At 69.3% G+C, this 20,770-nt stretch carries 16 protein-coding genes; 13 read left to right on the top strand and 3 right to left on the bottom strand.

Translation table 11 applies throughout. The features are described from left to right. The first annotated feature begins 41 nt into the window (after positions 1-41). Together A5789_RS06965 and A5789_RS06960 are read left to right on the top strand one after the other, a co-directional pair. Positions 42-836 (top strand): VOC family protein, encoded by a 795-nt coding sequence (locus tag A5789_RS06965; protein ID WP_064901620.1) that lies wholly within the window; start codon positions 42-44, stop codon positions 834-836. Positions 837-935: 99 nt separating this feature from the next. Next, positions 936-1,778: a patatin-like phospholipase family protein gene (locus tag A5789_RS06960; protein ID WP_321190244.1), complete on the top strand. Its 843-nt coding sequence runs from the start codon at positions 936-938 to the stop codon at positions 1,776-1,778. 132 nt (positions 1,779-1,910) lie between these two features. On the opposite strand, the gene A5789_RS06955 is transcribed toward A5789_RS06960, so the two are convergent. Continuing rightward, a complete protein-coding gene (locus A5789_RS06955; RefSeq protein ID WP_064901616.1) occupies positions 1,911-3,491 on the bottom strand; it encodes a glycerol-3-phosphate dehydrogenase/oxidase in 1,581 nt (526 codons plus the stop codon). 27 nt (positions 3,492-3,518) lie between these two features. Then, a complete protein-coding gene (locus tag A5789_RS06950) occupies positions 3,519-4,166 on the bottom strand; it encodes a TetR/AcrR family transcriptional regulator (RefSeq protein ID WP_227462926.1) in 648 nt (215 codons plus the stop codon). 117 nt (positions 4,167-4,283) lie between these two features. On the opposite strand from A5789_RS06950, the gene A5789_RS06945 reads away from it, so the two are divergent. From A5789_RS06945 to proB, 11 genes are all read left to right on the top strand, one after another. After that, positions 4,284-5,861, top strand: coding sequence for an FAD-binding oxidoreductase (locus A5789_RS06945; RefSeq protein WP_064927158.1), 1,578 nt, complete (start codon positions 4,284-4,286; stop codon positions 5,859-5,861). Beyond that, the gene (locus A5789_RS06940) at positions 5,858-6,829 is read left to right on the top strand and encodes a diacylglycerol kinase family protein (RefSeq protein ID WP_064901614.1); all 972 of its coding nucleotides are present in this window, start codon (positions 5,858-5,860) and stop codon (positions 6,827-6,829) included. Before A5789_RS06945 ends, A5789_RS06940 begins: the two co-directional genes overlap by 4 nt. A gap of 272 nt (positions 6,830-7,101) precedes the next feature. Then, complete coding sequence (locus A5789_RS06935; RefSeq protein ID WP_064901612.1) at positions 7,102-9,807, top strand: valine--tRNA ligase; 2,706 nt, start codon at positions 7,102-7,104, stop codon at positions 9,805-9,807. Between the two features lie 86 nt (positions 9,808-9,893). Continuing rightward, positions 9,894-11,282: a folylpolyglutamate synthase/dihydrofolate synthase family protein gene (locus A5789_RS06930; RefSeq protein WP_064901628.1), complete on the top strand. Its 1,389-nt coding sequence runs from the start codon at positions 9,894-9,896 to the stop codon at positions 11,280-11,282. A 213-nt stretch (positions 11,283-11,495) separates the two neighbouring features. Then, on the top strand, positions 11,496-11,837 hold the full coding sequence (locus tag A5789_RS06925) for a DUF4233 domain-containing protein (RefSeq protein ID WP_082857361.1): 342 nt from the start codon (positions 11,496-11,498) through the stop codon (positions 11,835-11,837). 45 nt (positions 11,838-11,882) lie between these two features. After that, a complete protein-coding gene (gene ndk, locus A5789_RS06920) occupies positions 11,883-12,284 on the top strand; it encodes a nucleoside-diphosphate kinase (protein WP_030512744.1) in 402 nt (133 codons plus the stop codon). A 610-nt stretch (positions 12,285-12,894) separates the two neighbouring features. Next, positions 12,895-16,338 carry a translation initiation factor IF-2 N-terminal domain-containing protein gene (locus A5789_RS06915; protein ID WP_064901610.1) on the top strand — a complete coding sequence of 1,148 codons (3,444 nt, stop codon included), beginning with the start codon at positions 12,895-12,897 and terminating at the stop codon, positions 16,336-16,338. A gap of 341 nt (positions 16,339-16,679) precedes the next feature. Further along, a complete protein-coding gene (gene rplU / locus A5789_RS06910) occupies positions 16,680-16,991 on the top strand; it encodes a 50S ribosomal protein L21 (RefSeq protein WP_064901608.1) in 312 nt (103 codons plus the stop codon). 48 nt (positions 16,992-17,039) lie between these two features. Then, a complete protein-coding gene (gene rpmA / locus A5789_RS06905) occupies positions 17,040-17,306 on the top strand; it encodes a 50S ribosomal protein L27 (protein ID WP_030512747.1) in 267 nt (88 codons plus the stop codon). Between the two features lie 126 nt (positions 17,307-17,432). After that, positions 17,433-18,893: a GTPase ObgE gene (obgE, locus tag A5789_RS06900; protein WP_064901607.1), complete on the top strand. Its 1,461-nt coding sequence runs from the start codon at positions 17,433-17,435 to the stop codon at positions 18,891-18,893. 106 nt (positions 18,894-18,999) lie between these two features. Further along, positions 19,000-20,118 (top strand): glutamate 5-kinase, encoded by a 1,119-nt coding sequence (gene proB, locus A5789_RS06895; RefSeq protein WP_064901627.1) that lies wholly within the window; start codon positions 19,000-19,002, stop codon positions 20,116-20,118. Positions 20,119-20,584: 466 nt separating this feature from the next. Here the strand turns inward: proB and A5789_RS37230 are convergent. Then, positions 20,585-20,770, bottom strand: a 186-nt coding sequence (locus tag A5789_RS37230; protein ID WP_197516566.1) for a hypothetical protein, incomplete at its 5' end; no start/stop codon positions are given.

Here is a 20,770-nt window from a genome sequence, read left to right as displayed (position 1 = left end):
CGTACCGGTGAGAGAACGCAATCCCATCCAGAGGAGCGATCATGTCCTACACCTTCGAACCCGGAGATCCGTGCTGGATCGAGTTGTTCACCGCCGACACCGATCGAGCCGTCGATTTCTACGGCGAGCTGTTCGGCTGGACCGCCGAGAGCGATGAGCAGTACGGCGGGTACATCACCTTCCGCAAGGACGGCAATGCCGTCGCCGGCGGGATGCGCAACGACGGCACCGACGGTGCGCCCGATCAGTGGACCGTGTATCTGACCAGCGTCGATGTCCATGCCACCGCTGCCTCCGCCGCCGAGCACGGCGGCCGGGTCGTGGTGGAGCCGATGGCCATCGGCGACGTGGGCAGTATGGCCGTCCTCGCCGATCCGTCCGGTGCGGGCGTCGGTGCGTGGCAGCCCGGCGTCCACCGCGGTTTCGGTTCCTTCGGCGTCGCCGGTGGCGGCAACTGGAGCGGGCACGTCGGGTACCCATCGTGGTTCGAACTGCACACACCGGCCTATGCCGAGGCGTTGACGTTCTACCGCGAGGTGTTCGGCTGGCGCGATCCCTTCACCGTCGGTGATTCGCCCGAGTTCCGTTACACGACAATTCATTCCGCGACGCCGATGCTCGGTGGCGTGATGGACTCGGCGGCGTATCTGCCCGCGGGATCTCCCGGCGGGTGGCGCGTCTACATCGGCGCCGAGGACGTCGACGCGACGGTGAAGCAGGCGGTGAGCCTGGGGAGTTCGGTCGAATCCGAGCCCGAGAACACGCCGTACGGGCGGTTGGCCGCGCTGCGCGATCCGAGCGGTGTCGCGTTCAGCGTGGGTGGTAACGCGTCCTGACATTTCATTACCCGTCCGGTAATCGCGCCGGGGGAATGGTCGTCGCTACCGTCGAGGTTGTCCCGAGCGGTCGGGAACGCGGTACGAGATGTGGGAGCGATGATGTCGGACGAACGGGCGCTGGTGATCGGCGGCGGTGGGGTGGCGGGTATCGCCTGGGCGAACGGCGTGATCGCCGGGTTGGCCGATGCGGGCATCGATCTCACCGCCGCCGATGTGTACATCGGCACGTCGGCGGGCGCCAATGTGGCGGCACAGCTGACCAGCGGGCTGACGCCGGAGGAGCTGTTCCGCCGCCAGATCGACCCGGCGCTGCAGAGCGCCGAGATCGTGCCGGAGGGCAATCCGCTCGAGGGGGTGTGGGAGACGATCAACCAGATCATCACCGAGAGCGACGGCGATATGGCCGTGGCGCGGCGGCGACTCGGCAACCTCGCCCTGGCGACCGATACCGTGCCGGAATCCGACCGGCGCGCGGTGATCGAATCGCGGCTGCCGGTGCACGAATGGCCCCGGCAGCGGCTGCTGATCACCGCCGTCGACGCCGGCACGGGTGAACCGCGCGTGTTCGATCGCGACTCCGGGGTCGCGCTGGTCGACGCGGTGACAGCCAGTTCGGCGGTGCCGCTGGTCTGGCCGCCGCACACCGTCGACGGCGTGCGCTATACCGATGGTGGCGTGCGGACCAGTGTCAATGCCGATCTGGCGGCCGGATTCGACCGGGTGCTGATCATTGCGCCGCTGCCCGATCCGGCGCTGGACGGTGAAATCGCGGGACTCATCGAACGGGGCGCGCGGGTGGAATCGATCGTCCCCGACGAGGCCGCGATCGCCGCCTTCGGGGCGAATCCGCTCGACACCGCCTCCCGCGTGCCGTCGGCGCATGCCGGTCGGGTGCAGGGAAAGTCGGCGGCAGCGCGGATCGCCGAACTGTGGGGCTAGGCGGCGTTTCGGGGTCTTGACCCGCAGCGCCGACGTCGCGAACCGATTCCGCGGTGAGCGGCTCGGTATGTGATCCGCCTCGGGATCGGCGCGCAGCCGTCCCGGTACGATGTCACGACGGGCTGCGGTCGTTCAGGCCCGGCTGGCGGCGAGTGCCTCCTGTGCGGCCGGGAGGGCTGCGGCTCGGTCACTGTCGACGAGGCCGATCCGGGTGCGTCGATCCAGCAGGTCGCTCTCGTCCAGCGCGCACTCATGAGTTGTCGCATAAGCGAATTCGGCACGCAGGACGTCGATACCGGGTGCGACCGGTTCGGCGAGGCCCGGATTGTCCCGCAGTGCGGCGAGCACCTGGGTGGCCTGATCTCCGTATCGTTCGACCAGCACCCCGGGTGCCGCGATCCGGTCGCGTGAGCGTCCGGAAACCGCTCCTACCAACGGAATTCGCTTGGTCCGGCAGGGGGCGGCGGACAGGCCGGCGGCGGCTACGGCGGCATCGACCGCATCCTCGGCCATCTGCCGGTAGGTGGTCAGCTTGCCGCCGACGATGGTGATCGGGCCGCCGGGGGAGTGCAGGACCGCGTGCTCCCGCGAGATGTCGGCGGTGGAATCCTCGGCGGTGCGCAGCAGTGGCCGCAGGCCGGCGAACGACCCGCGGATATCGCTGCGCCGCAACGGTTCCCGCAACACGGTGTTCACCGTGTCGAGCAGGAAATCGACCTCGGAGTCGGTGGGCTTCGGTTCGTCCGGAACCGGGCCGGGTGCGTCCTCGTCGGTCAGGCCCAGATAGACGCGGCCGTGCGCGGCCGGGAAGGCGAAGACGAAACGGCTGGTGCTGCCCGGAATCGGCACGGTCAGTGAGGCGGTGAGCCCGCCGAAGGCCGCGGCGTCGAAGACCAGGTGGGTGCCGCGGCTGGGCCGCAACTCGATGCTCGGATCGACCTGGTCGGCCCACACCCCGGCCGCGTTGATCACCGAATGTGCTCGTACGGACAGGGTTTCACCGGTCAGCACATCGTGCAGGACCGCGGACTCACCGGTCACCTGCTCGGCGCGTACCCGGGTGAGCACGGTCGCGCCGTGCGCCGCGGCGGTGCGCGCGATCGTCACCACCAGTCGCGCGTCGTCGACGAGCTGGCCGTCCCAGGCCGTCATCCCGCCGCGCAACCCGGCGCGGCGCAGTGTCGGCGCCAGCCGCAGCGCTTCGGCCGCGGCGACCCGGCGCGATCGCGGCAATATCCTCGGCGAGGTTCCGGCGCTGCGCCGCAGCACATCTCCGGCCAGGAAGCCCGCGCGGACCAGCAGTCGCTGCGGCAGGGAACCGCCGGAGAACGACGGAACCAGCTGCGGAATCGAGCGAGTCAGGTGAGGTGCGGTGGTGGTGAGCAGGATGTCGCGTTCCACCGCGCTCTCGTGGGCGATTCCGACCCCGCCGGAGGCCAGATAGCGCAATCCGCCGTGGACGAGTTTCGAACTCCACCGGCTGGTCCCGAAGGCCAGATCGTGGGCCTCCACCAGGACGGTTCGCAAGCCGCGAGCGGCCGCGTCCAACGCCACCCCTGCACCGGTGACGCCGCCGCCGACGACCAGGACGTCGATGCGGTCCGCATCGCCGAGCGCCTGCAGTTCACGGCCGCGGCGGGCGGCGTTGAGTGCCGAATCTCCCGCGGTGTCGCCGAGCCCGTGGCCCGCCGTCGATGCGCTCTCGTCGAGCATGCGCTGTCTCGCTCTCTGTTTTCGGGACTAGTCGGTATCGGGACGCAGGTACCGGTCGACGACGCGGGCGAGCTCGACATCGAGCCCGGCGTCGTCGAGCAGATGGCTGACCGTGCTCGCCGACTGCACGGTGGACTGGCCGATCAGCAGCAGCATGGTGGCCAGGTGGTCGGGATCGCCGGCGCGGATGGAACCGTCGCGTTGTCCCTCGCGCACAGCGGTCGAGAACACCTGGATCAATTGCCGCTGGTTGCGGCCGAGCCGGCCGAACACATAGGTCAGCATCAGGTCGGTGTCGATGCGGAAGATCTTGGCGAACAACGGGTTCGAGCGAATCTCGGCCGCGCCCGAGACGATGCCCTCCACCAGGCGCGCGCGGGCCGGACCTTCGGTGGGAATGCTCGCCGCCACGATCTCGCTGAGCTCCCGGACCAGCAGCTCGGCGATCAGCGACCGGGTGTCGGGCCAGCGCCGGTACACCGTGGGGCGACTGACGCCGGCGCGCCGGGCGACTTCACTCAGCGTGGTCCGGCGTACACCGAACTCCTCGACACAGGCGCGTCCCGCCTCCAGGATCGCCAGGTCGATGGCCGGCACTTCGCTGTCGGGGCCGGGGGATTCGTTGGGCTCCATCAACAACTCACCAATCGATCCGTATTCGTCAACTACGTTCATGTTCGTTACTGCTTGACAGTCTATGTCAGACTGTAACGCATGGTCGACACGCGACAGGACACATCGGCAGTACAACCGGAAAACTCGACGCCGGGCGAGTCGTCCGATCGCCCGAGTATGGTCTGGGATGCCTGGGGCATCGCCTCGGCGCATGCGCCGCTTCCGGACCGGATCCGGACCCTGGTGGCGCAGGTGTTCGGAGTGTCCGGGGACCCGGTGGCCCGTCGTGATGAGGGCGACGTGCCGCTGCGGGAATCCGGCTTGACGGCCGCGCATCGAGCGGGGCTGTCGGCGGTGGTCGGTGCGGATCGAGTGTCGACCGACCACCGCGACCGGTTGTTGCACGCGGGCGGCAAGAGCACCCCCGACCTGCTGCGCCGCCGCGCCGAAGCGCCGCAGGACGCACCCGACGCCGTCGTCTTTCCCGCCGACCACGACCAGGTGCTGGCCGTTCTGGCCTACTGCGCCGAGCAGGCCGTCGCGGTCGTCCCCTTCGGCGGCGGCACCAGTGTGGTGGGCGGGGTGGAACCCGCGCGGGGTCGCTTCGCCACCGTGATCGCGCTGGATCTGCGGCGCCTCGACGGACTGTCCGACGTCGACCCGGTGAGCGGTACCGCGACCCTGGGCGCCGGGCTGACCGGACCGCAGGCGGAGAAGCTGCTCGCCGGCCACGGCCTGTCGCTCGGGCATTTCCCGCAGAGCTTCGAATACGCGAGCATCGGCGGCTTCGCGGCCACCCGATCCTCGGGCCAGGCCTCGGCCGGCTACGGCCGCTTCGACGACATGATCATGCGCCTGAAGGTCGCAACACCCACGGGCACAGTCGATCTCGGTCGTGCGCCCGCCTCGGCCGCCGGACCCGATCTGCGCGAGTTGTTCGCCGGATCCGAGGGCACGCTCGGTGTCATCACCGAGGTGACGCTGCGGGTGCATCCGATTCCGGAGACCACCGCCTATCAGGCGTGGTCGTTCCCGGACTTCGTCACCGGGGCCGCCGCGCTGCGCACCGTGGTACAGAACGGCGCGGCGCCGACCGTGCTGCGCCTGTCCGACGAGGCCGAGACCGGGCTCAATCTGGCCCGTTCCGGTGATATCGGCGGGGCGTCGGTCGGTGGCTGCCTGGCCGTCACCACGTTCGAGGGCACCGCGGCCCATGTGGCCGCGCGGAGTGCCGAGGCCTCGGCACTGCTCGCCGCGGCCGGCGGCACCGCACTCGGTGAACAGCCGGCGCGGGAATGGGAACACGGCCGTTTCGCCGCGCCGTATCTGCGCGATGCGCTGCTCGACATCGGCGTGCTGTGCGAAACGCTCGAGACGGCGACCAGCTGGTCGAATGTCGAGCGGCTCAAGGCAGCGGTCACCGCCGCACTCACCGAATCGCTCGGCGCACAGGGCACTCCCGCGATGGTGATGTGCCATATCTCGCATACCTACCCGACCGGTGCCTCGCTGTATTTCACCGTCGTCGCCAAACAGGCCGACGATCCGCTGGCGCAGTGGGCGCTGGCCAAACGCGCCGTCGGTGACGCCATCGCCGGAAACGGTGGCACCATCACCCACCACCACGCCGTCGGCGCCGACCACCGGCCGTGGATGTCGGCCGAGATCGGCGACCTGGGCGCGCGCATCCTGCGCGCGGTCAAGGACGCCGTCGACCCGGCGGGAATCCTCAACCCGGGCAAGCTGATTCCATGACCGCCATCCGATCGGTCGCGCTGGTGACCAACCCGCACTCCGGCCACGGCCGGGGACTGGCCGCGGCCGCCGCGGCCGCCGCCCGCTTCGCCGAACGCGGTGTGCGGGTACGCGAGATCCGCGGTGCCGACGCCGCGGAAACCGTTCGCCTGATCCGGGATTCGGTGCGGGGCCCCGCGTGTCCCGACGCCGTCGTCTGCGCGGGCGGTGACGGATTGGTCTGCGTCACGCTGCAGGCCATCGCCTCGACCGGGGTGCCGCTGGGGCTGCTGCCCGGTGGGACCGGAAACGACCTGGCCCGGGAGCTGGGCGTGCCCGACGACGATCCGCGCGCCGCGGCCGATATCGTGCTCGGCGGTTCCGTGCGCACCATCGACCTCGGCGCGATCGAATCCCGGCCCGACCCCGAGCACGCTCAGGGGTGGGCGGCCGGCATCGAACCCGCGATCGCGCATCGGCCCATGCGATTCGCCACCGTCGCCGGCACCGGCTTCGACGCGCGAGTGACCTTGCGCGCCAACAGCATGCGCTGGCCGAAGGGCTCGCTGCGGTACTCCTTCGCCGCCGTGCCGGAACTGCTCGGGCAACTCGGGGTGCCCTACCGCATCGAACTGTCCGGCGAGCCGGGTTCGGCCGGTGATCGCGTCTTCGAGACCGAGGCCGTGATGGTGGCGGTCGGCAACACCCGGACCTACGGCGGGGGCATGCTCATCTGCCCCGACGCGATCGTCGACGACGGCCTGCTCGACCTGACCGTGGTCGGCGCCATGTCGCGGCTGCAGATGGTCCGTCTGCTCCCGGCGCTGGCCGCCGGCAAGCGCGTCGATCATCCGGCGGTCGGGCACTATCGGGCCCGGACCATCACCCTCACCGCCGCGGTACCGGCGACCGCCGACGGCGACCCGGCGGGACTGCTACCGGCTACCTTCCGCGCCGAAGCCGGAGCGCTGGCGATACTCGTGCCGTGACCCGCCGCGCGCAGGCGGGGCGCGGCCTCCGCATCTCGGCGGCGAATCTGCGAGCATGCTGAGTGGCAAACCCGCACCTGCACAACGGATTCGGGCAAAAGCTGAGAATTGCATATGGATTGGTGTATTGCGCCGATCCGGGCGGTAGTCTCGAAGACGTGGGCGGGGTTTTCGGTGTCCCTCATCCGCCGAAAACCCCGCCCTACATCTTTCTCCGGTGCCGTGTGCAGGGCCCTGTCGAGTGCTCCTGCTCAACTCCGTAGAATCGCACGGTGACCAGCGCAGCCCCTGATAACTCGCGAAATCGTGCCGACGCCCTCCCCAAGAGCTGGAACCCCAGCGATGTAGAGGCCGACCTGTACGAGCGCTGGGTAGCGGCCGGTTACTTCACCGCCGACCCGGCGAGCGAGAAGCCGCCCTATTCGATCGTGCTGCCGCCGCCGAACGTCACCGGCAACCTGCACATGGGCCACGCCTTCGACCACACCCTGATGGACCTGCTCACCCGCCGCAAGCGGATGCAGGGCTACGAGGTGCTGTGGCTGCCCGGTATGGACCACGCCGGTATCGCCACCCAGACCGTGGTCGAGAAGCAGCTCGCCGTCGACGGCAAGACCAAGGAAGACTTCGGCCGCGAACTGTTCGTCGACAAGGTCTGGGATTGGAAGCGCGAATCCGGCGGCGCCATCCAGGGCCAGATGCGCCGCCTCGGCGACGGCATCGACTGGAGCCGCGACCGCTTCACCATGGACGACGGCCTGTCCCGCGCGGTGCAGACCATCTTCAAGCGACTCTACGACGCCGGGCTGATCTACCAGGCCGAGCGCTTGGTGAACTGGTCGCCCTCGCTCGAGACCGCCATCTCCGACGTCGAGGTGAAATACGAGGACGTCGAGGGTGAGCTCGTCTCGCTGCGCTACGGCTCGCTGAACGACGACGAACCGCACGTCATCGTGGCCACCACCCGGGTGGAGACCATGCTCGGCGATACCGCGGTCGCGGTGCATCCGGACGACGAGCGATACCGGGCGCTGATCGGCACCACCGTCTACCACCCGATCACCGGTCGCCAGATCCCGATCGTCGCCGACGACTACGTCGACCCCGAATTCGGCTCCGGCGCAGTGAAGATCACCCCCGCGCACGACCCCAACGACTTCGAGATCGGCCTGCGGCACAACCTGCCGATGCCGACCATCATGGACAAGACCGGCAAGATCGCCGACACCGGAACCGAATTCGACGGGATGGACCGGTTCGAGGCGCGCGTCAAGATTCGCGAGCGGCTGGCCGACGAAGGGCGCATCGTCGCCGAGAAGCGTCCGTACGTGCACAGCGTCGGACACTCCGAGCGCTCCGGCGAACCGATCGAACCGCGCCTGTCGATGCAGTGGTGGGTGAAGGTCGAATCGCTGGCCAAGGCCGCCGGTGACGCCGTGCGCAACGGCGCGGTGAAGATCTACCCGGCGAGCCAGGAACCGCGCTGGTTCGAGTGGGTCGACAACATGCACGACTGGTGCATCTCACGGCAGCTGTGGTGGGGCCACCGCATCCCGATCTGGTACGGCCCCGAGGGCGAGATCGCGTGTGTCGGCCCCGACGAGCAGGCGCCCGAGGGCTGGGTGCAGGACCCGGATGTCCTCGACACCTGGTTCTCCTCCGGCCTGTGGCCCTTCTCCACGATGGGCTGGCCGGACCCCACCCCGGAACTGGCGAAGTTCTATCCCACCAGCGTGCTGGTCACCGGCTACGACATCCTGTTCTTCTGGGTGGCCCGGATGATGATGTTCGGCATGTTCGTCTCCGACGATCCGGTCATCGCCGCCGGGAAGGACTCCGGACGGCAGCAGGTTCCGTTCGACGACGTCTTCCTGCACGGCCTCATCCGCGACGAATTCGGCCGCAAGTACTCCAAGTCCAAGGGCATCGGTGTCGACCCGCTGGTGTGGATCGACGAGTTCGGCGCGGACGCAACACGTTTCACCCTGGCCCGGGGCGCCCAGCCGGGCAGCGACCTGTCGGTCGGTCCGCCGCACGTGCAGGCCTCGCGCAACTTCATCACGAAGCTGTTCAACGCCAGCAAATTCGCGCTCATGAACGGGGCCGCGCCGGGCGAACTGCCCGAACGCGCCACCCTCACCGACACCGACCGCTGGATCCTCGACCGGCTGGACGAGGTGCGTGCCGAGGTGGACGCGGCCTTCGACCGCTACGAATTCGGCAAGGCCTGTGAGGCGCTGTACCACTTCGCCTGGGACGAACTGTGTGACTGGTACCTGGAATTGGCCAAGGTGCAGTTCGCCGAGTCGGAGGAACGGGCCGCGAGCACGCGCATCGTTCTCGGCAACGTGCTGGATTCGGTGCTGCGCCTGCTGCACCCGGCCATCCCGTTCGTCACCGAAACGCTGTGGCAGGCCCTCACCGAGGCCGGCGAGGACGACTCGCTGGTGACCGCCGCGTGGCCGCAGTCCTCGGGTGTCGCCACCGATACCGTTGCGGCGCAGCGCATCGCGGATCTGCAGAAGCTGGTCACTGAGATCCGCCGGTTCCGCAGCGATCAGGGCCTGACCGACAAGCAGAAGGTCGCCGCGAAACTGATCGGCATCGACGATACCGCCGACCTGACCGGGCTGCACGCGGAGATCGCCACCCTGGCCCGGCTCACCGCTCCGGACGCCGACTTCTCCGCGACCGCCGCGGTGGAGGTGCGCCTGTCCGGCGCCACCGTCACCGTCGAACTGGACACCTCCGGTTCGGTCGACCTCGACGCCGAACGCCGCCGGCTGGAGAAGGATCTCGCGGCCGCGCAGAAGGACCTCGCCGCCACCAGCGCCAAACTCGGCAACGAGGCCTTCCTGGCCAAGGCGCCCGACGAGGTGGTCGCCAAGATCCGCACCCGTCGCGAGGTCGCCGAATCCGAGGTGGCCCGGATCGGGGCGCGGCTGGCGCAGATCACGGAGCCGGCGGCGAAGAAGTGAGCGGCGGCGAAGGATTCGACCGCGAACCGCTCGCCGGCGGTGCGGACCGGCTGCGCACCGGTCCCTCGCCGGTGGACCTCGCCGAAATGGCGCTGGTCGAGGCCGAACTCGACCAGCGCTGGGGTGAAACCAAGATCGAGCCGTCGCTGACCCGGATCGCGACCCTGATGGACCTCCTCGGCTCCCCGCAGCAGAGCTATCCCGCCATCCACATCGCGGGCACCAACGGCAAGACCTCGGTCACCCGGATGGTCGATGCGCTGCTCACCGCGCTGCACCGGCGCACCGGGCGGTTCACCAGCCCGCATCTGCAACTGGCGACCGAACGGATCGCCATCGACAACGCGCCGATCAGCCCGGCCCGCTACGTCGAGATCTATCGGGAACTGCTGCCCTACGTCGAGATGATCGACGCGCGATCGACCGACGGAGCCCTCGGCGACGGACCGGGACCGCGGATGAGCAAATTCGAGGTCCTCGTCGCGATGGCGTACGCGGCGTTCGCCGAGGCGCCGGTCGATGTCGCGGTCGTCGAGACCGGGATGGGCGGCACGTGGGACGCGACCAACGTCATCGACGGGCAGGTCGCGGTGATCACGCCGATCGGCCTGGACCACACCGACTATCTGGGGCCGGATCTGGCCTCGATCGCCGGTGAGAAGGCCGGGATCATCAAGAAGTCGCCGCAGGATCTGCTGATTCCGCGCGACACCGTGGCCATTATCGCCGAACAGGATCCCGAGGCGATGGAGGTGCTGCTGCGGCGCGCGGTGGAGGCCGATGCCGCGGTGGCCCGCGCCGGGTCCGAGTTCCGGGTGCTGTCGCGCCGCGTCGCGATCGGCGGTCAGGTACTGGAGATCCAGGGGCTCGGCGGCGTCTACGACGAGATCTTCCTGCCGCTGCACGGCGAACACCAGGCGCACAACGCGGCGCTGGCGCTCGCTGCGGTCGAGGCGTTCTTCGGCGCCGGCGCGCAGAAACAACTCGACATCGACGCGGTGCGCGCCGGATTCGCGGCGGCGGCCAGTCCGGGCCGGATGGAACGGATGCGCAGCGCGCCGACCATCTTCATCGACGCCGCGCACAATCCCGCCGGTGCGCGGGCGCTGGCCGCGACCCTCACCGAGGAATTCGACTTCCGTAAGTTGGTGGGCGTGGTCGCGGTGCTCTCGGACAAGGATGCGGCCGGCATTCTCGCCGCGCTGGAGCCGGTGCTGGACGAGATCGTTGTCACCACCAACGGTTCACCGCGGGCGCTCGGCGTCGACGAACTCGCCGACCTGGCCGTCCAGCGTTTCGGTGATGAGCGAGTCGTCACCGCGAACAGCCTCGCCGATGCGGTGGAAACCGCGATCGCCATCGCCGAGGAAGCGGGCGACGCCGGCGAACCGGTATCCGGCGCGGGCATCGTGGTCACCGGCTCGGTGGTCACCGCGGGTGCGGCGCGCTCGCTGTTCGGGAAGGACCCCGCGTGATGCGGTGGGCCGGAGGCGGCAGCTTGCGTCACCACGCGGGCCCGGCGGAACGTGGATGCAGGGTGCAGTGGGAAGCTGGTGTCGAGGGCATCGGCGGTGCGGCGCGGAGGAGGCAACGTGGGTAGCGAGGACGATGTGCGCGGCGAGGCCGGCGCACCGAAGCCGGGTGTACCCGCGCCCGCGACCGACCCGTGGAAGGGTTTCCGCGGTGTGATGGCCGGTGCGCTGGTACTCGAGGCCATCACCGTGCTGCTGGCACTGCCGGTGGTCGGGGCCGTCGGCGGCGGACTGAGCTGGTGGTCGGTGACCTACCTGGTCGGCCTGGCCGTATTGATGTTCGTCGGCTCCGGAATGCAGCGCCGCTCGTGGGCCGTGCCGTTCAATCTCGGCCTGCAGGTGCTGGTGCTGGCCGGCGGATTCATCCATCTGTCGATCGGCATCATCGGCGTCGTGTTCGCGGCCGTGTGGGCGTTCATTCTGGTCCTGCGCTCCGACGTCAAACGCCGCATGGACCAGGGTTTACTGCCCAGCCAGCGGATGCAGGGCTCGTCCTGAGGGCTCGGTTCGGAATCCCGTGGCAGCGCCGGTTAGAGTGGCGCCGTGACTGAGCAGACGTTGGTACTCATCAAGCCGGACGGCGTGGCGCGAGGCCTGGTTGGTGAGATCATCACCCGCATCGAACGCAAAGGCCTGAAGATCGCGGCCCTCAAGCTCGAGCAGGTTTCCGAAGAACTTGCCGCCGCCCACTACGCCGAACACGCCGACAAGCCGTTCTACGGCTCGCTGATCGAATTCATCACCTCCGGACCGGTCGTTGCTGCCATCCTCGAAGGCCCGCGCGCCATCGCCGCCTTCCGCCAGCTCGCCGGCGGCACCGACCCGGTCGAGAAGGCCGTTCCCGGCAGCATCCGCGGCGACTACGCCCTGGAAACCCAGTTCAACCTCGTGCACGGCTCCGACTCGCCCGAATCCGCGAAGCGCGAGATCGCACTCTGGTTCTAGCTCTGTCTTTCAGGCTCCGATTCGCACCGGCGGGTTCGCGGCCTCTGGGCTCGCCGTTCGGGCATCCGACGGCGAGCCGGCCGCGAACGGTCGCTCGGAGGACTCGCTCCGGGCCGGGTGAGCCGGTTTGCTCGCGGGTCGCGGCGACACTCCAGCCAGTGATCGACGTCGGTCGGGAAAGACCTACTCGGGTGTAGGTAAGAGCCGCCGGTCGGGCCACGGAAACGGGGCGGTCGCGCTCCGATGGCGTACCAGTGGGTCGCTGTGTGGGATACTGGAAGCGGATGTGATCGACGCCTACCTATCGGGGCAGGTGGCGAACGCAACCGAATGGCACCGCGGCTCGACGCCGATCATCGCTGCCCCGGACGGTTACAAGACTCGCTGTTCGGCGGCACGCTGGATGAGCGCTCGAGCTCAGGTGCGCAAGCCAACAGCCAGGCGCCGCGTGACCAGTTAGCCCGAACGACGTACGACAGGTGATAACCGGGCACGCGGGGCGAGACCATCAGACCTTGCGCCACAGGCGTGAGGCGAACGGACAGCGCCCCCGCGTCGGCCGCGTCACTCTCGTACGAGTGGGACGCGCCCGGGGGCCCGAGGAGATTTCGTGGCCGATCAAGAGCCGCAAGGAACATCGCAGAGCAATGGTGAATCCACCTCGACCGAGGTGGCCGGGGTAGGGGAGGCAGCGCAGTTGCCCGAACGTATCCGGGTGCACGCGCTGGCGAAACTTTTGGGAACCACCAGCAAGCGCATCCTTGCCCACCTGACCGAACTGGGTGCGGAAGCCCGCAGTGCCCAATCCAGCCTGGACCGGACCGTCGCCGAATCCGTGCGCGACGCGCTCGTTCCCCCACAGGCCGGCGCCGAGCAACCGGTGGCCGAGCCCGCGACCGAACAGGCCGAGACGCCTGCTCCGGCGCCCGCCGAGAGTGCGTCTCCGGCGACCACATCCACCGCCGCGGCCGATACCGCGCAGACCGCCACCGCGCCGGATACGGCCGGCGAGCCCGTGCCGAGCGAGTCCGGCGCCTCCACCGCGGTCGCCGAAACCGAGGTCGCCGATACCGTGCAGGCCGCGGGCGTCGCCGAGGCCGCCGGCACGGCGAACTCCGCAGTGACATCCGAGTCGCCGGCGACCCCCGCCGAGCCCGAATCGGCACCCCACACTTCGCTGTTCACCAGCCCGTTCCAGCAGCCCGTCGCGCAGCCCGAGGAGCCGGTCGTCTTCGAGCCGGCGAGTATCGCGGCCGCGCCGCTGTTCCTGCCGCCGGATGCCGCGGCGGCCGAGGAGATGCGCCGCCGCCGGCGCGCCGAACGCGAGGCCAAGGCCGCCGAAAAGGCGGCCGAGAAAGCCGCTGAAAAGGCCGCCGAGAAAGCCGGCGAAAAGGTCACCGACACCGAGCCGGAGGAAACTCCGGCGGAGCCCGAGTCCGTCGCGGCAGCCGAGCCCGAGACCGAAGCCGGCGGCGACTGGGACGACGAGCAGTCGCGTGACGAGCAGGAGGACGGCGGTCGCTCGCGTCGTCGCCGCCGTGGCCGTCGCGGTCGCGGCCGGGGCCGGGGCGAACAGCACGCCGATCACGAGTCCGACGACGAATCCGACGACGAGGACGCCGAGTCGCACGCCGACTCCGACGAATCCGCCGAGGAAGCGGCCGCCGAGCAGACCGGCGAGGAGAGCGACGACGAGTCGGGTTCGACGCCGGAGGGTTCCACCCGTCGTCGCCGTCGTCGCCGTCGTCGCAAGGCCGGTGAGGACAACGAATCCGAGCCTGCCGACGACGATCCGCCGAACACCGTCGTGCATGAGCGGGAACCGCGCAACAAGCGCCGCGCGGTCGACGAGGTGCAGGGCATCAGCGGGTCGACCCGGCTGGAGGCCAAGCGGCAGCGTCGTCGCGACGGTCGCGAGGCCGGTCGCCGCCGCCCGCCGATCCTCACCGAATCGGAATTCCTGGCCCGTCGCGAGGCGGTCGACCGGGTCATGGTGGTCCGCGAGAAGTCGTTCCCGGCCGGTGAACACTCGCATGTCGGCGCGACCACCCAGGTGGCGGTGCTCGAGGACAACATCCTGGTCGAGCATTTCGTCACCAACACCGGCACGGCGTCCATGGTCGGCAACGTCTACCTGGGCAAGGTGCAGAACGTGCTGCCCAGCATGGAGGCGGCGTTCGTCGATATCGGCCGCGGCCGCAACGGCGTGCTCTACGCCGGTGAGGTGAACTGGGAGGCCGCCGGGCTCGGCGGCAAGGAACGCAAGATCGAGCAGGCTCTCAAACCCGGCGACACCGTCCTGGTGCAGGTCAGCAAGGATCCGGTGGGGCACAAGGGCGCCCGGCTGACCACGCAGATCAGCCTGGCCGGTCGCTTCCTGGTCTACGTTCCGGGCGGGACCTCGACCGGTATCAGCCGCAAACTGCCCGACACCGAGCGCAAGCGGCTCAAGGAGATCCTGCGCGATATCGTCCCGCAGGACGCCGGAGTGATCATCCGCACCGCGTCCGAAGGTGTGAGCGAGACCGAGCTGGCCCGCGACGTCGAGCGGCTGCAGGCCACCTGGAAGACCATCGAGAAGCAGGCCGAGAACGGGTCGGGCGCGCCGAAGACCCTGTACGAAGAGCCGGACCTGCTGGTCAAGGTGGTCCGCGACCTGTTCAACGAGGACTTCTCCAAGCTGGTCATCGAGGGTGACCGGGCGTGGACGACCGTCGAGAACTACGTCCGCACCGTCGCACCGGACATGCTGGCCCGGGTCGAGCGCTACGAGAACAACGGCGTGGACGTCTTCGGCAGCCTGCGCATCGACGAGCAGCTGGCGAAGGCCCTCGACCGCAAGGTGTGGCTGCCGTCCGGCGGCACCCTGGTCATCGACCGCACCGAGGCGATGACCGTGATCGACGTCAACACCGGCAAGTTCACCGGTTCCGGCGGCAGCAACCTGGAAGAAACGGTCACCCGCAACAACCTGGAGGCCGCCGAGGAGATCGTGCGCCAGATGCGGTTGCGCGATATCGGCGGCATGATCGTCGTCGACTTCATCGACATGGTGCTGGAATCCAACCGCGATCTGGTGCTGCGTCGCCTCACCGAGGCGCTCGGACGCGACCGTACTCGCCATCAGGTGTCGGAGGTCACCTCACTCGGCCTGGTCCAGATGACCCGCAAGAAGCTGGGCACCGGACTGGTCGAGGCGTTCTCCACCACCTGTGAGCACTGCCACGGCCGCGGCATCATCGTGCACAACTACCCGGTCGAGACCGCGCCCGCCGAGGAAGGGGCCGGCCGCCGCGAAGGCCGTCGCCGCCGCAAGGACAAGGACCGCGACAAGGAGACCAAGCAGGCGAGCACCGCCGCGCCCGAGACCGCGGATTCGCATCCCGAGGAGGAGGCGGCCGTCAAGCGCGCTCATCCGGTCGCGCTCGCGATGGCCGCGCATCACACCGACGACGAGGTGGCCGAGGCCGCCGCGCCGGTCGAGGCGAAGGCGGAACCGAGCCCGCAGGCCAAGGGCTCGCGGGATTCGCGCCAGGGACGTGCGAGGGCGGCAGCGGCGGAGGTCACCGAATCCGCTGAAGCCGAAGCCGTGCGAGCGGAACCCGTGCACGCGGAAGCAGCCGATTCCGTGGTCGCCGCCGGTCGAGACGGCTCCGAGCCGGTCGCAGAGCCCGAGCGGCCCGCACAGGAGCCCGCTGCCGAACGGGTGCCCGCGGTGACCGGCCGAATCGGAGCACAGTTGGCGCCGGCCGAGCCCACGTCCACTCCAGCTCCGGCGGAGACGAAGCCGGTCGAGAAGATGCCGGTCGAGAAGAAGCCGGACGAGCAGGCTCCGGAGGCAGGTGTCCGTCGCGGCCGCCGCCGGGTGGCTCGCACCGCGTCGGCTCCGTCGACCGACAGCCGGGGCGCGGTCTTCGTCCTGACCGACGCCGATCAGGACAGCGCGCCGAAGTTCTCGCTCGACGAGCTGGCTCCGGCCGAGGTGACCCCGCGGCAGCGGACCCGTCGCCGGTCCGCCGGGCGAGCCGCGGGCGCGCCGGAATCGCCGAACTGATCCGGGGCGTCGAACCGGAGAACTCGCAGCACAGGCCCCGCCCGCACGGCGGGCGGGGCGCCGCCGCGGATCGCGCTCGGAGTGGTGGCGACCCGGTTTGGTGCGTGGGGTGGCAGTCCTGTAATCTTGGACAGTCGCTGCCCGGTGACAGCACCGTGTTGTGTTGAGAAAACGCTGCGCTGTCATGAGATCCGGCTCGAAAACGAGCCCTCCGGTGCGGAAGAAGTACCGAGGCGGCGGTGACTATCAGACCAGTCGTACGGCGGTTTCCGGTGTCCACCGGCAGGCGGCCGTGTGAGCAGAGTGCCGAGCACTAGTTGAGGAAAGAGGGCAGCCGACCGATGGCAACGTACGCGATCGTCAAGACCGGCGGAAAGCAGTACAAGGTCGCGGTCGGTGACCTGGTGAAGGTCGAGAAGATCGAGGGTGAACCGGGCACGGCCGTATCGCTGTCGCCGGTGCTGGTGGTTGACGGCGCCAAGCTGACTACCGATGCCGACAAGCTGGCCAAGGTTTCGGTGTCCGCCGAGGTGGTCGAGCAGACCAAGGGCCCGAAGATCCGGATCCACAAGTTCAAGAACAAGACCGGCTACCACAAGCGTCAGGGCCACCGTCAGAAGCTGACGGTCCTGAAGGTCACCGGCATCAAGTAATTTCGACCTAGCGGAACCACCCGGTTTCGAATCGAGGAGTTTTCAGCCATGGCACATAAGAAGGGTGCGTCCAGCTCTCGCAACGGTCGCGATTCCAACTCCAAGCGACTCGGCGTGAAGCGCTTCGGCGGCCAGGCCGTCAAGGCCGGCGAGATCCTGGTTCGCCAGCGCGGAACCCACTTCCACCCCGGCGTCAACGTCGGCCGCGGCGGCGACGACACGCTGTTCGCCCTCGAGGCGGGCGCGGTCCAGTTCGGCACCAAGCGGGGCCGCAAGACCGTCAACATCGTGGTACCGGAGCCGGTGCAGGCCTGAGCCGCGCCGGAGCCTTCTCCACACATTCTTCGAAGCGGGCCAGGGTTTAGCAGATAAACCCTGGCCCGTTCGCCGTTCCGGGAGGCTCACCACCACCGTCCACCGAAACACAGAGGTCCAGCTGGCATGTCCAAATTCATCGATCGTGTGGTACTGCACGTCCGCGCCGGTAAGGGCGGTCACGGCTGTGCCTCGGTGCATCGGGAGAAGTACAAGCCGCTCGGCGGACCCGACGGTGGCAACGGCGGCAACGGCGGGGACGTGATTCTCGAAGTCGACCCGAACGTGCACACGCTGCTGGACTTCCACTTCCACCCGCACGCCAAAGCCGGCAACGGCAAACCCGGCGAGGGCGGTAACCGCGACGGCAAACAGGGTTCGGAGCTGCTGCTGAAGGTGCCCGACGGCACGGTCGTCATCGGCGACGGCGGGGAGGTCGTGGCCGATCTGGTCGGCGCGGGCACCCGGTTCGTGGCGGCGCGCGGTGGCCGCGGCGGACTCGGCAATGCGGCGCTGGTGTCGCGCGCCCGCAAGGCGCCCGGCTTCGCGCTGCTGGGTGAGGAGGGCGAGGAACGCGATCTCGTTCTCGAACTGAAATCCGTGGCCGATGTCGGCCTGGTCGGGTTCCCCTCGGCCGGAAAGTCTTCGCTCGTTTCGGTGCTCTCGGCGGCCAAGCCCAAAATCGCCGATTACCCCTTCACGACGCTGGTGCCGAATCTCGGCGTGGTGTCCAGCGGGGACACCACCTTCACCGTCGCCGATGTGCCGGGCCTGATCCCCGGCGCCAGCGACGGACGCGGCCTGGGGCTGGACTTCCTGCGGCATCTCGAGCGATGCGCGGTGCTGGCTCACGTAGTCGATTGCGCCACACTGGAACCCGGCCGCGACCCGATCTCCGACGTCGACGCGCTCGAGGCCGAACTGGCCGCCTATCGCCCCGCCCTGCAGGCAGACGCCGGCCTGGGCGATCTGGCCGATCGGCCGCGCGTGGTCATCCTCAACAAGGCCGATATCCCCGACGCCGCCGAATTGGCCGAGATGGTGACGTCCGAGTTCACCGAGCGCGGCTGGCCGGTGTTCACGATTTCCGCGGTGAGCCGGGAAGGTTTGCGGCCGTTGACCTTCGCGCTGGCCGATATGGTCCGCGAGTATCGCGAGGCGCATCCGAAGGCGGCGCCGAAGCGTCCGGTGATCCGGCCGGTGGTGGCCGGGGAGACCGGCTTCACCGTCGAACCCGATCCGGAGGTCGAGGGCGGCTTCATCGTCCGCGGTGAGCGCCCCGAAAGATGGGTGCGCCAAACGCAGTTCGACAACGACGAGGCCGTCGGCTACCTGGCCGACCGGCTCGCGCGCCTCGGCGTCGAGGACGAGCTGGTTCGCCAGGGTGCGGTGCCCGGCGCCGAGGTCACCATCGGCGATGTGAGCTTCGAGTGGGAGCCGCAGATCTCGGCCGGCGTCGATATGGTGATGACCGGGCGCGGGACCGACCCCCGCCTGGACCAGACCGACCGCATCTCCGCCGCCGAGCGCAAGCATGCCTCCCGGGTGCGCCGCGGCCTGGTCTCGGAGGACGAGGACCAACCGTGATCGCCCGCCACGCCGGTTTCGCCGGTGTGTGCGGGCGTGCCGGTCCGGTAGTCGTCGTGCGTCACGGTGGTGGCGCGTCAAGTGAGTGAGTGTTGTTGTGACACAGGTGGATTACGATAAGGGAGCGGTAACTACTAGGCAGTCGATCCGGGCCGCGCGCAGCGTGGTGGTCAAGATCGGCTCGTCGGCGCTGACCAGCCTCGAGGGCGGACTCGACAACGCGCGCCTGGACAAGCTCGCCGAGGCGATCGAGGCCCGTATGCGCGCCGGATCGGATGTGGTGGTGGTCTCCTCCGGTGCGATCGGCGCCGGCATAGCCCCGCTCGGATTGGCCGCCCGCCCAAGGGATCTCGCGACGAAGCAGGCCGCGGCGAGCGTCGGCCAGCTGGCGCTGGCCCACGCCTGGGGCACCTCGTTCGCCCGATTCGACCGGGTGGTGGGGCAGGTGTTGCTCACCGCGGGTGACTTCGCCCGGCGCGAACACCACCGCAACGCGCAGCGCACCCTCGACCGTTTGCGTGCCCTGCACGCGGTCGCGGTGGTCAACGAGAACGACACCATCGCCACCGAGGAGATCCGCTTCGGTGACAACGACCGGCTGGCCGCGCTGGTGGCGCATCTGGTCGGTGCGGATGCGCTGGTTCTGCTGTCGGATGTGGACGGACTCTACGACGGCGACCCCCGCAAGGGCGCCGCGACATTCATTCCCGAGGTGCGCAACAGCGCCGACCTCGACGGTGTGATCGCCGGTAGCGGTGGCGCACTCGGCACCGGCGGTATGGCGTCGAAGCTCTCGGCCGCCCGCCTCGCCGCCGACGCCGGCGTGCCCGTCCTGTTGGCCGCCGCCTCCGATGCGGCGCTGGCACTGCGCGACGCCTCGGTGGGCACGGCCTTCGCCGCGCGTCCGGTCCGGTTGTCGGCCCGCAAGTTCTGGGTCCGCCACGCCGCCGACAGCCGCGGCGCCATCCACCTCGACGCCGGCGCCGTCAGGGCCGTCGCGCATTCGCGCCGGTCGCTCCTCGCCGCCGGCATCACCGGCGTCAAGGGCCGCTTCTACGGCGGTGATGTGGTCGACCTGCTCGCTCCCGACGGCCGCACCGTAGCGCGCGGCGTCGTCGAATACGACAGCACCGAACTGCAAGCCATGGCCGGCCACTCCACCTCCGAACTGCCGGAAGGTATGCAACGCCCCGTCATTCACGCCGACGATCTGGTGAAGTTGTAGGCATCTCGGCTGCGGATCGAGAGTCGTACCGGCAGCGCGAAAGCCACTCGGCCTCTGTGCGTTCCGGCTCCGCCGCCGAGCCGTTCGATGAGAAGGCCAGTCGAAACGTCGCGATCGATGCCGCCGTGTCGGTCGGCGACAACATTCTCGACGGAGTTCCTACCGCCGCGCCACGATGATCAACAGCGGTGCCCGGACCGGGCGGGGCGCGTTCCGCCCGGCCCGGCGGCGGCTGCCGAATCTCGCGCGACCGACTATCGATCGGCCCCGGGGATACACCGGTGGTCGGGAGTCGCCGATGTGTCGGTGTTGGGGATGAGGGCTACGTGTGTGCGCCGGCGACAACGTCCTCGACGGGAGCTGCTACTCCTGTTCCGCAGTCGTCGGCCGGCTCACCTGGGTTGAGCGCTGGGTGATGTGTCCGAACATAGCTGGACTGCCGAAATCTCACGCCCCCGAATACCGATCAGCCCGGCGGCGATACCCCGGGTTGGTCGGGAGTCGTCGGTGTATCGGTGTTGGGGATGGGGCCGGTGATACCTGGCTGACCTTCCTGGTCGGTGAGCGGAGCGCCGCGTTCGGTGTCGGTGATCGGTGCGGCGGATTCGGTGTCGAGGGCGTGGACGGTGTCGTGGTCGTCGAGGACGAGCCG

The organism is Nocardia sp. 852002-51101_SCH5132738, assembly GCF_001665695.1.
GTDB lineage: Bacteria > Actinomycetota > Actinomycetes > Mycobacteriales > Mycobacteriaceae > Nocardia > Nocardia nova.
The sequence above is the reverse complement of the archived record's forward strand: the minus strand, read 5'-3'. Positions and strand labels throughout refer to the sequence as shown.

Excerpts from the sequence above, each read along its gene's own strand:
- A5789_RS06965 (WP_064901620.1), top strand. The coding sequence starts at position 42 with ATGTCCTACACCTTCGAACCCGGAGATCCGTGCTGGATCGAGTTGTTC.
- A5789_RS06960 (WP_321190244.1), top strand. The coding sequence starts at position 936 with ATGATGTCGGACGAACGGGCGCTGGTGATCGGCGGCGGTGGGGTGGCG.
- A5789_RS06955 (WP_064901616.1), bottom strand. The coding sequence starts at position 3,491 with ATGCTCGACGAGAGCGCATCGACGGCGGGCCACGGGCTCGGCGACACC.
- A5789_RS06950 (WP_227462926.1), bottom strand. The coding sequence starts at position 4,166 with ATGAACGTAGTTGACGAATACGGATCGATTGGTGAGTTGTTGATGGAG.
- A5789_RS06945 (WP_064927158.1), top strand. The coding sequence starts at position 4,284 with ATGGTCTGGGATGCCTGGGGCATCGCCTCGGCGCATGCGCCGCTTCCG.
- A5789_RS06940 (WP_064901614.1), top strand. The coding sequence starts at position 5,858 with ATGACCGCCATCCGATCGGTCGCGCTGGTGACCAACCCGCACTCCGGC.
- A5789_RS06930 (WP_064901628.1), top strand. The coding sequence starts at position 9,894 with ATGGCGCTGGTCGAGGCCGAACTCGACCAGCGCTGGGGTGAAACCAAG.
- A5789_RS06925 (WP_082857361.1), top strand. The coding sequence starts at position 11,496 with ATGGCCGGTGCGCTGGTACTCGAGGCCATCACCGTGCTGCTGGCACTG.
- rplU (WP_064901608.1), top strand. The coding sequence starts at position 16,680 with ATGGCAACGTACGCGATCGTCAAGACCGGCGGAAAGCAGTACAAGGTC.
- rpmA (WP_030512747.1), top strand. The coding sequence starts at position 17,040 with ATGGCACATAAGAAGGGTGCGTCCAGCTCTCGCAACGGTCGCGATTCC.
- obgE (WP_064901607.1), top strand. The coding sequence starts at position 17,433 with ATGTCCAAATTCATCGATCGTGTGGTACTGCACGTCCGCGCCGGTAAG.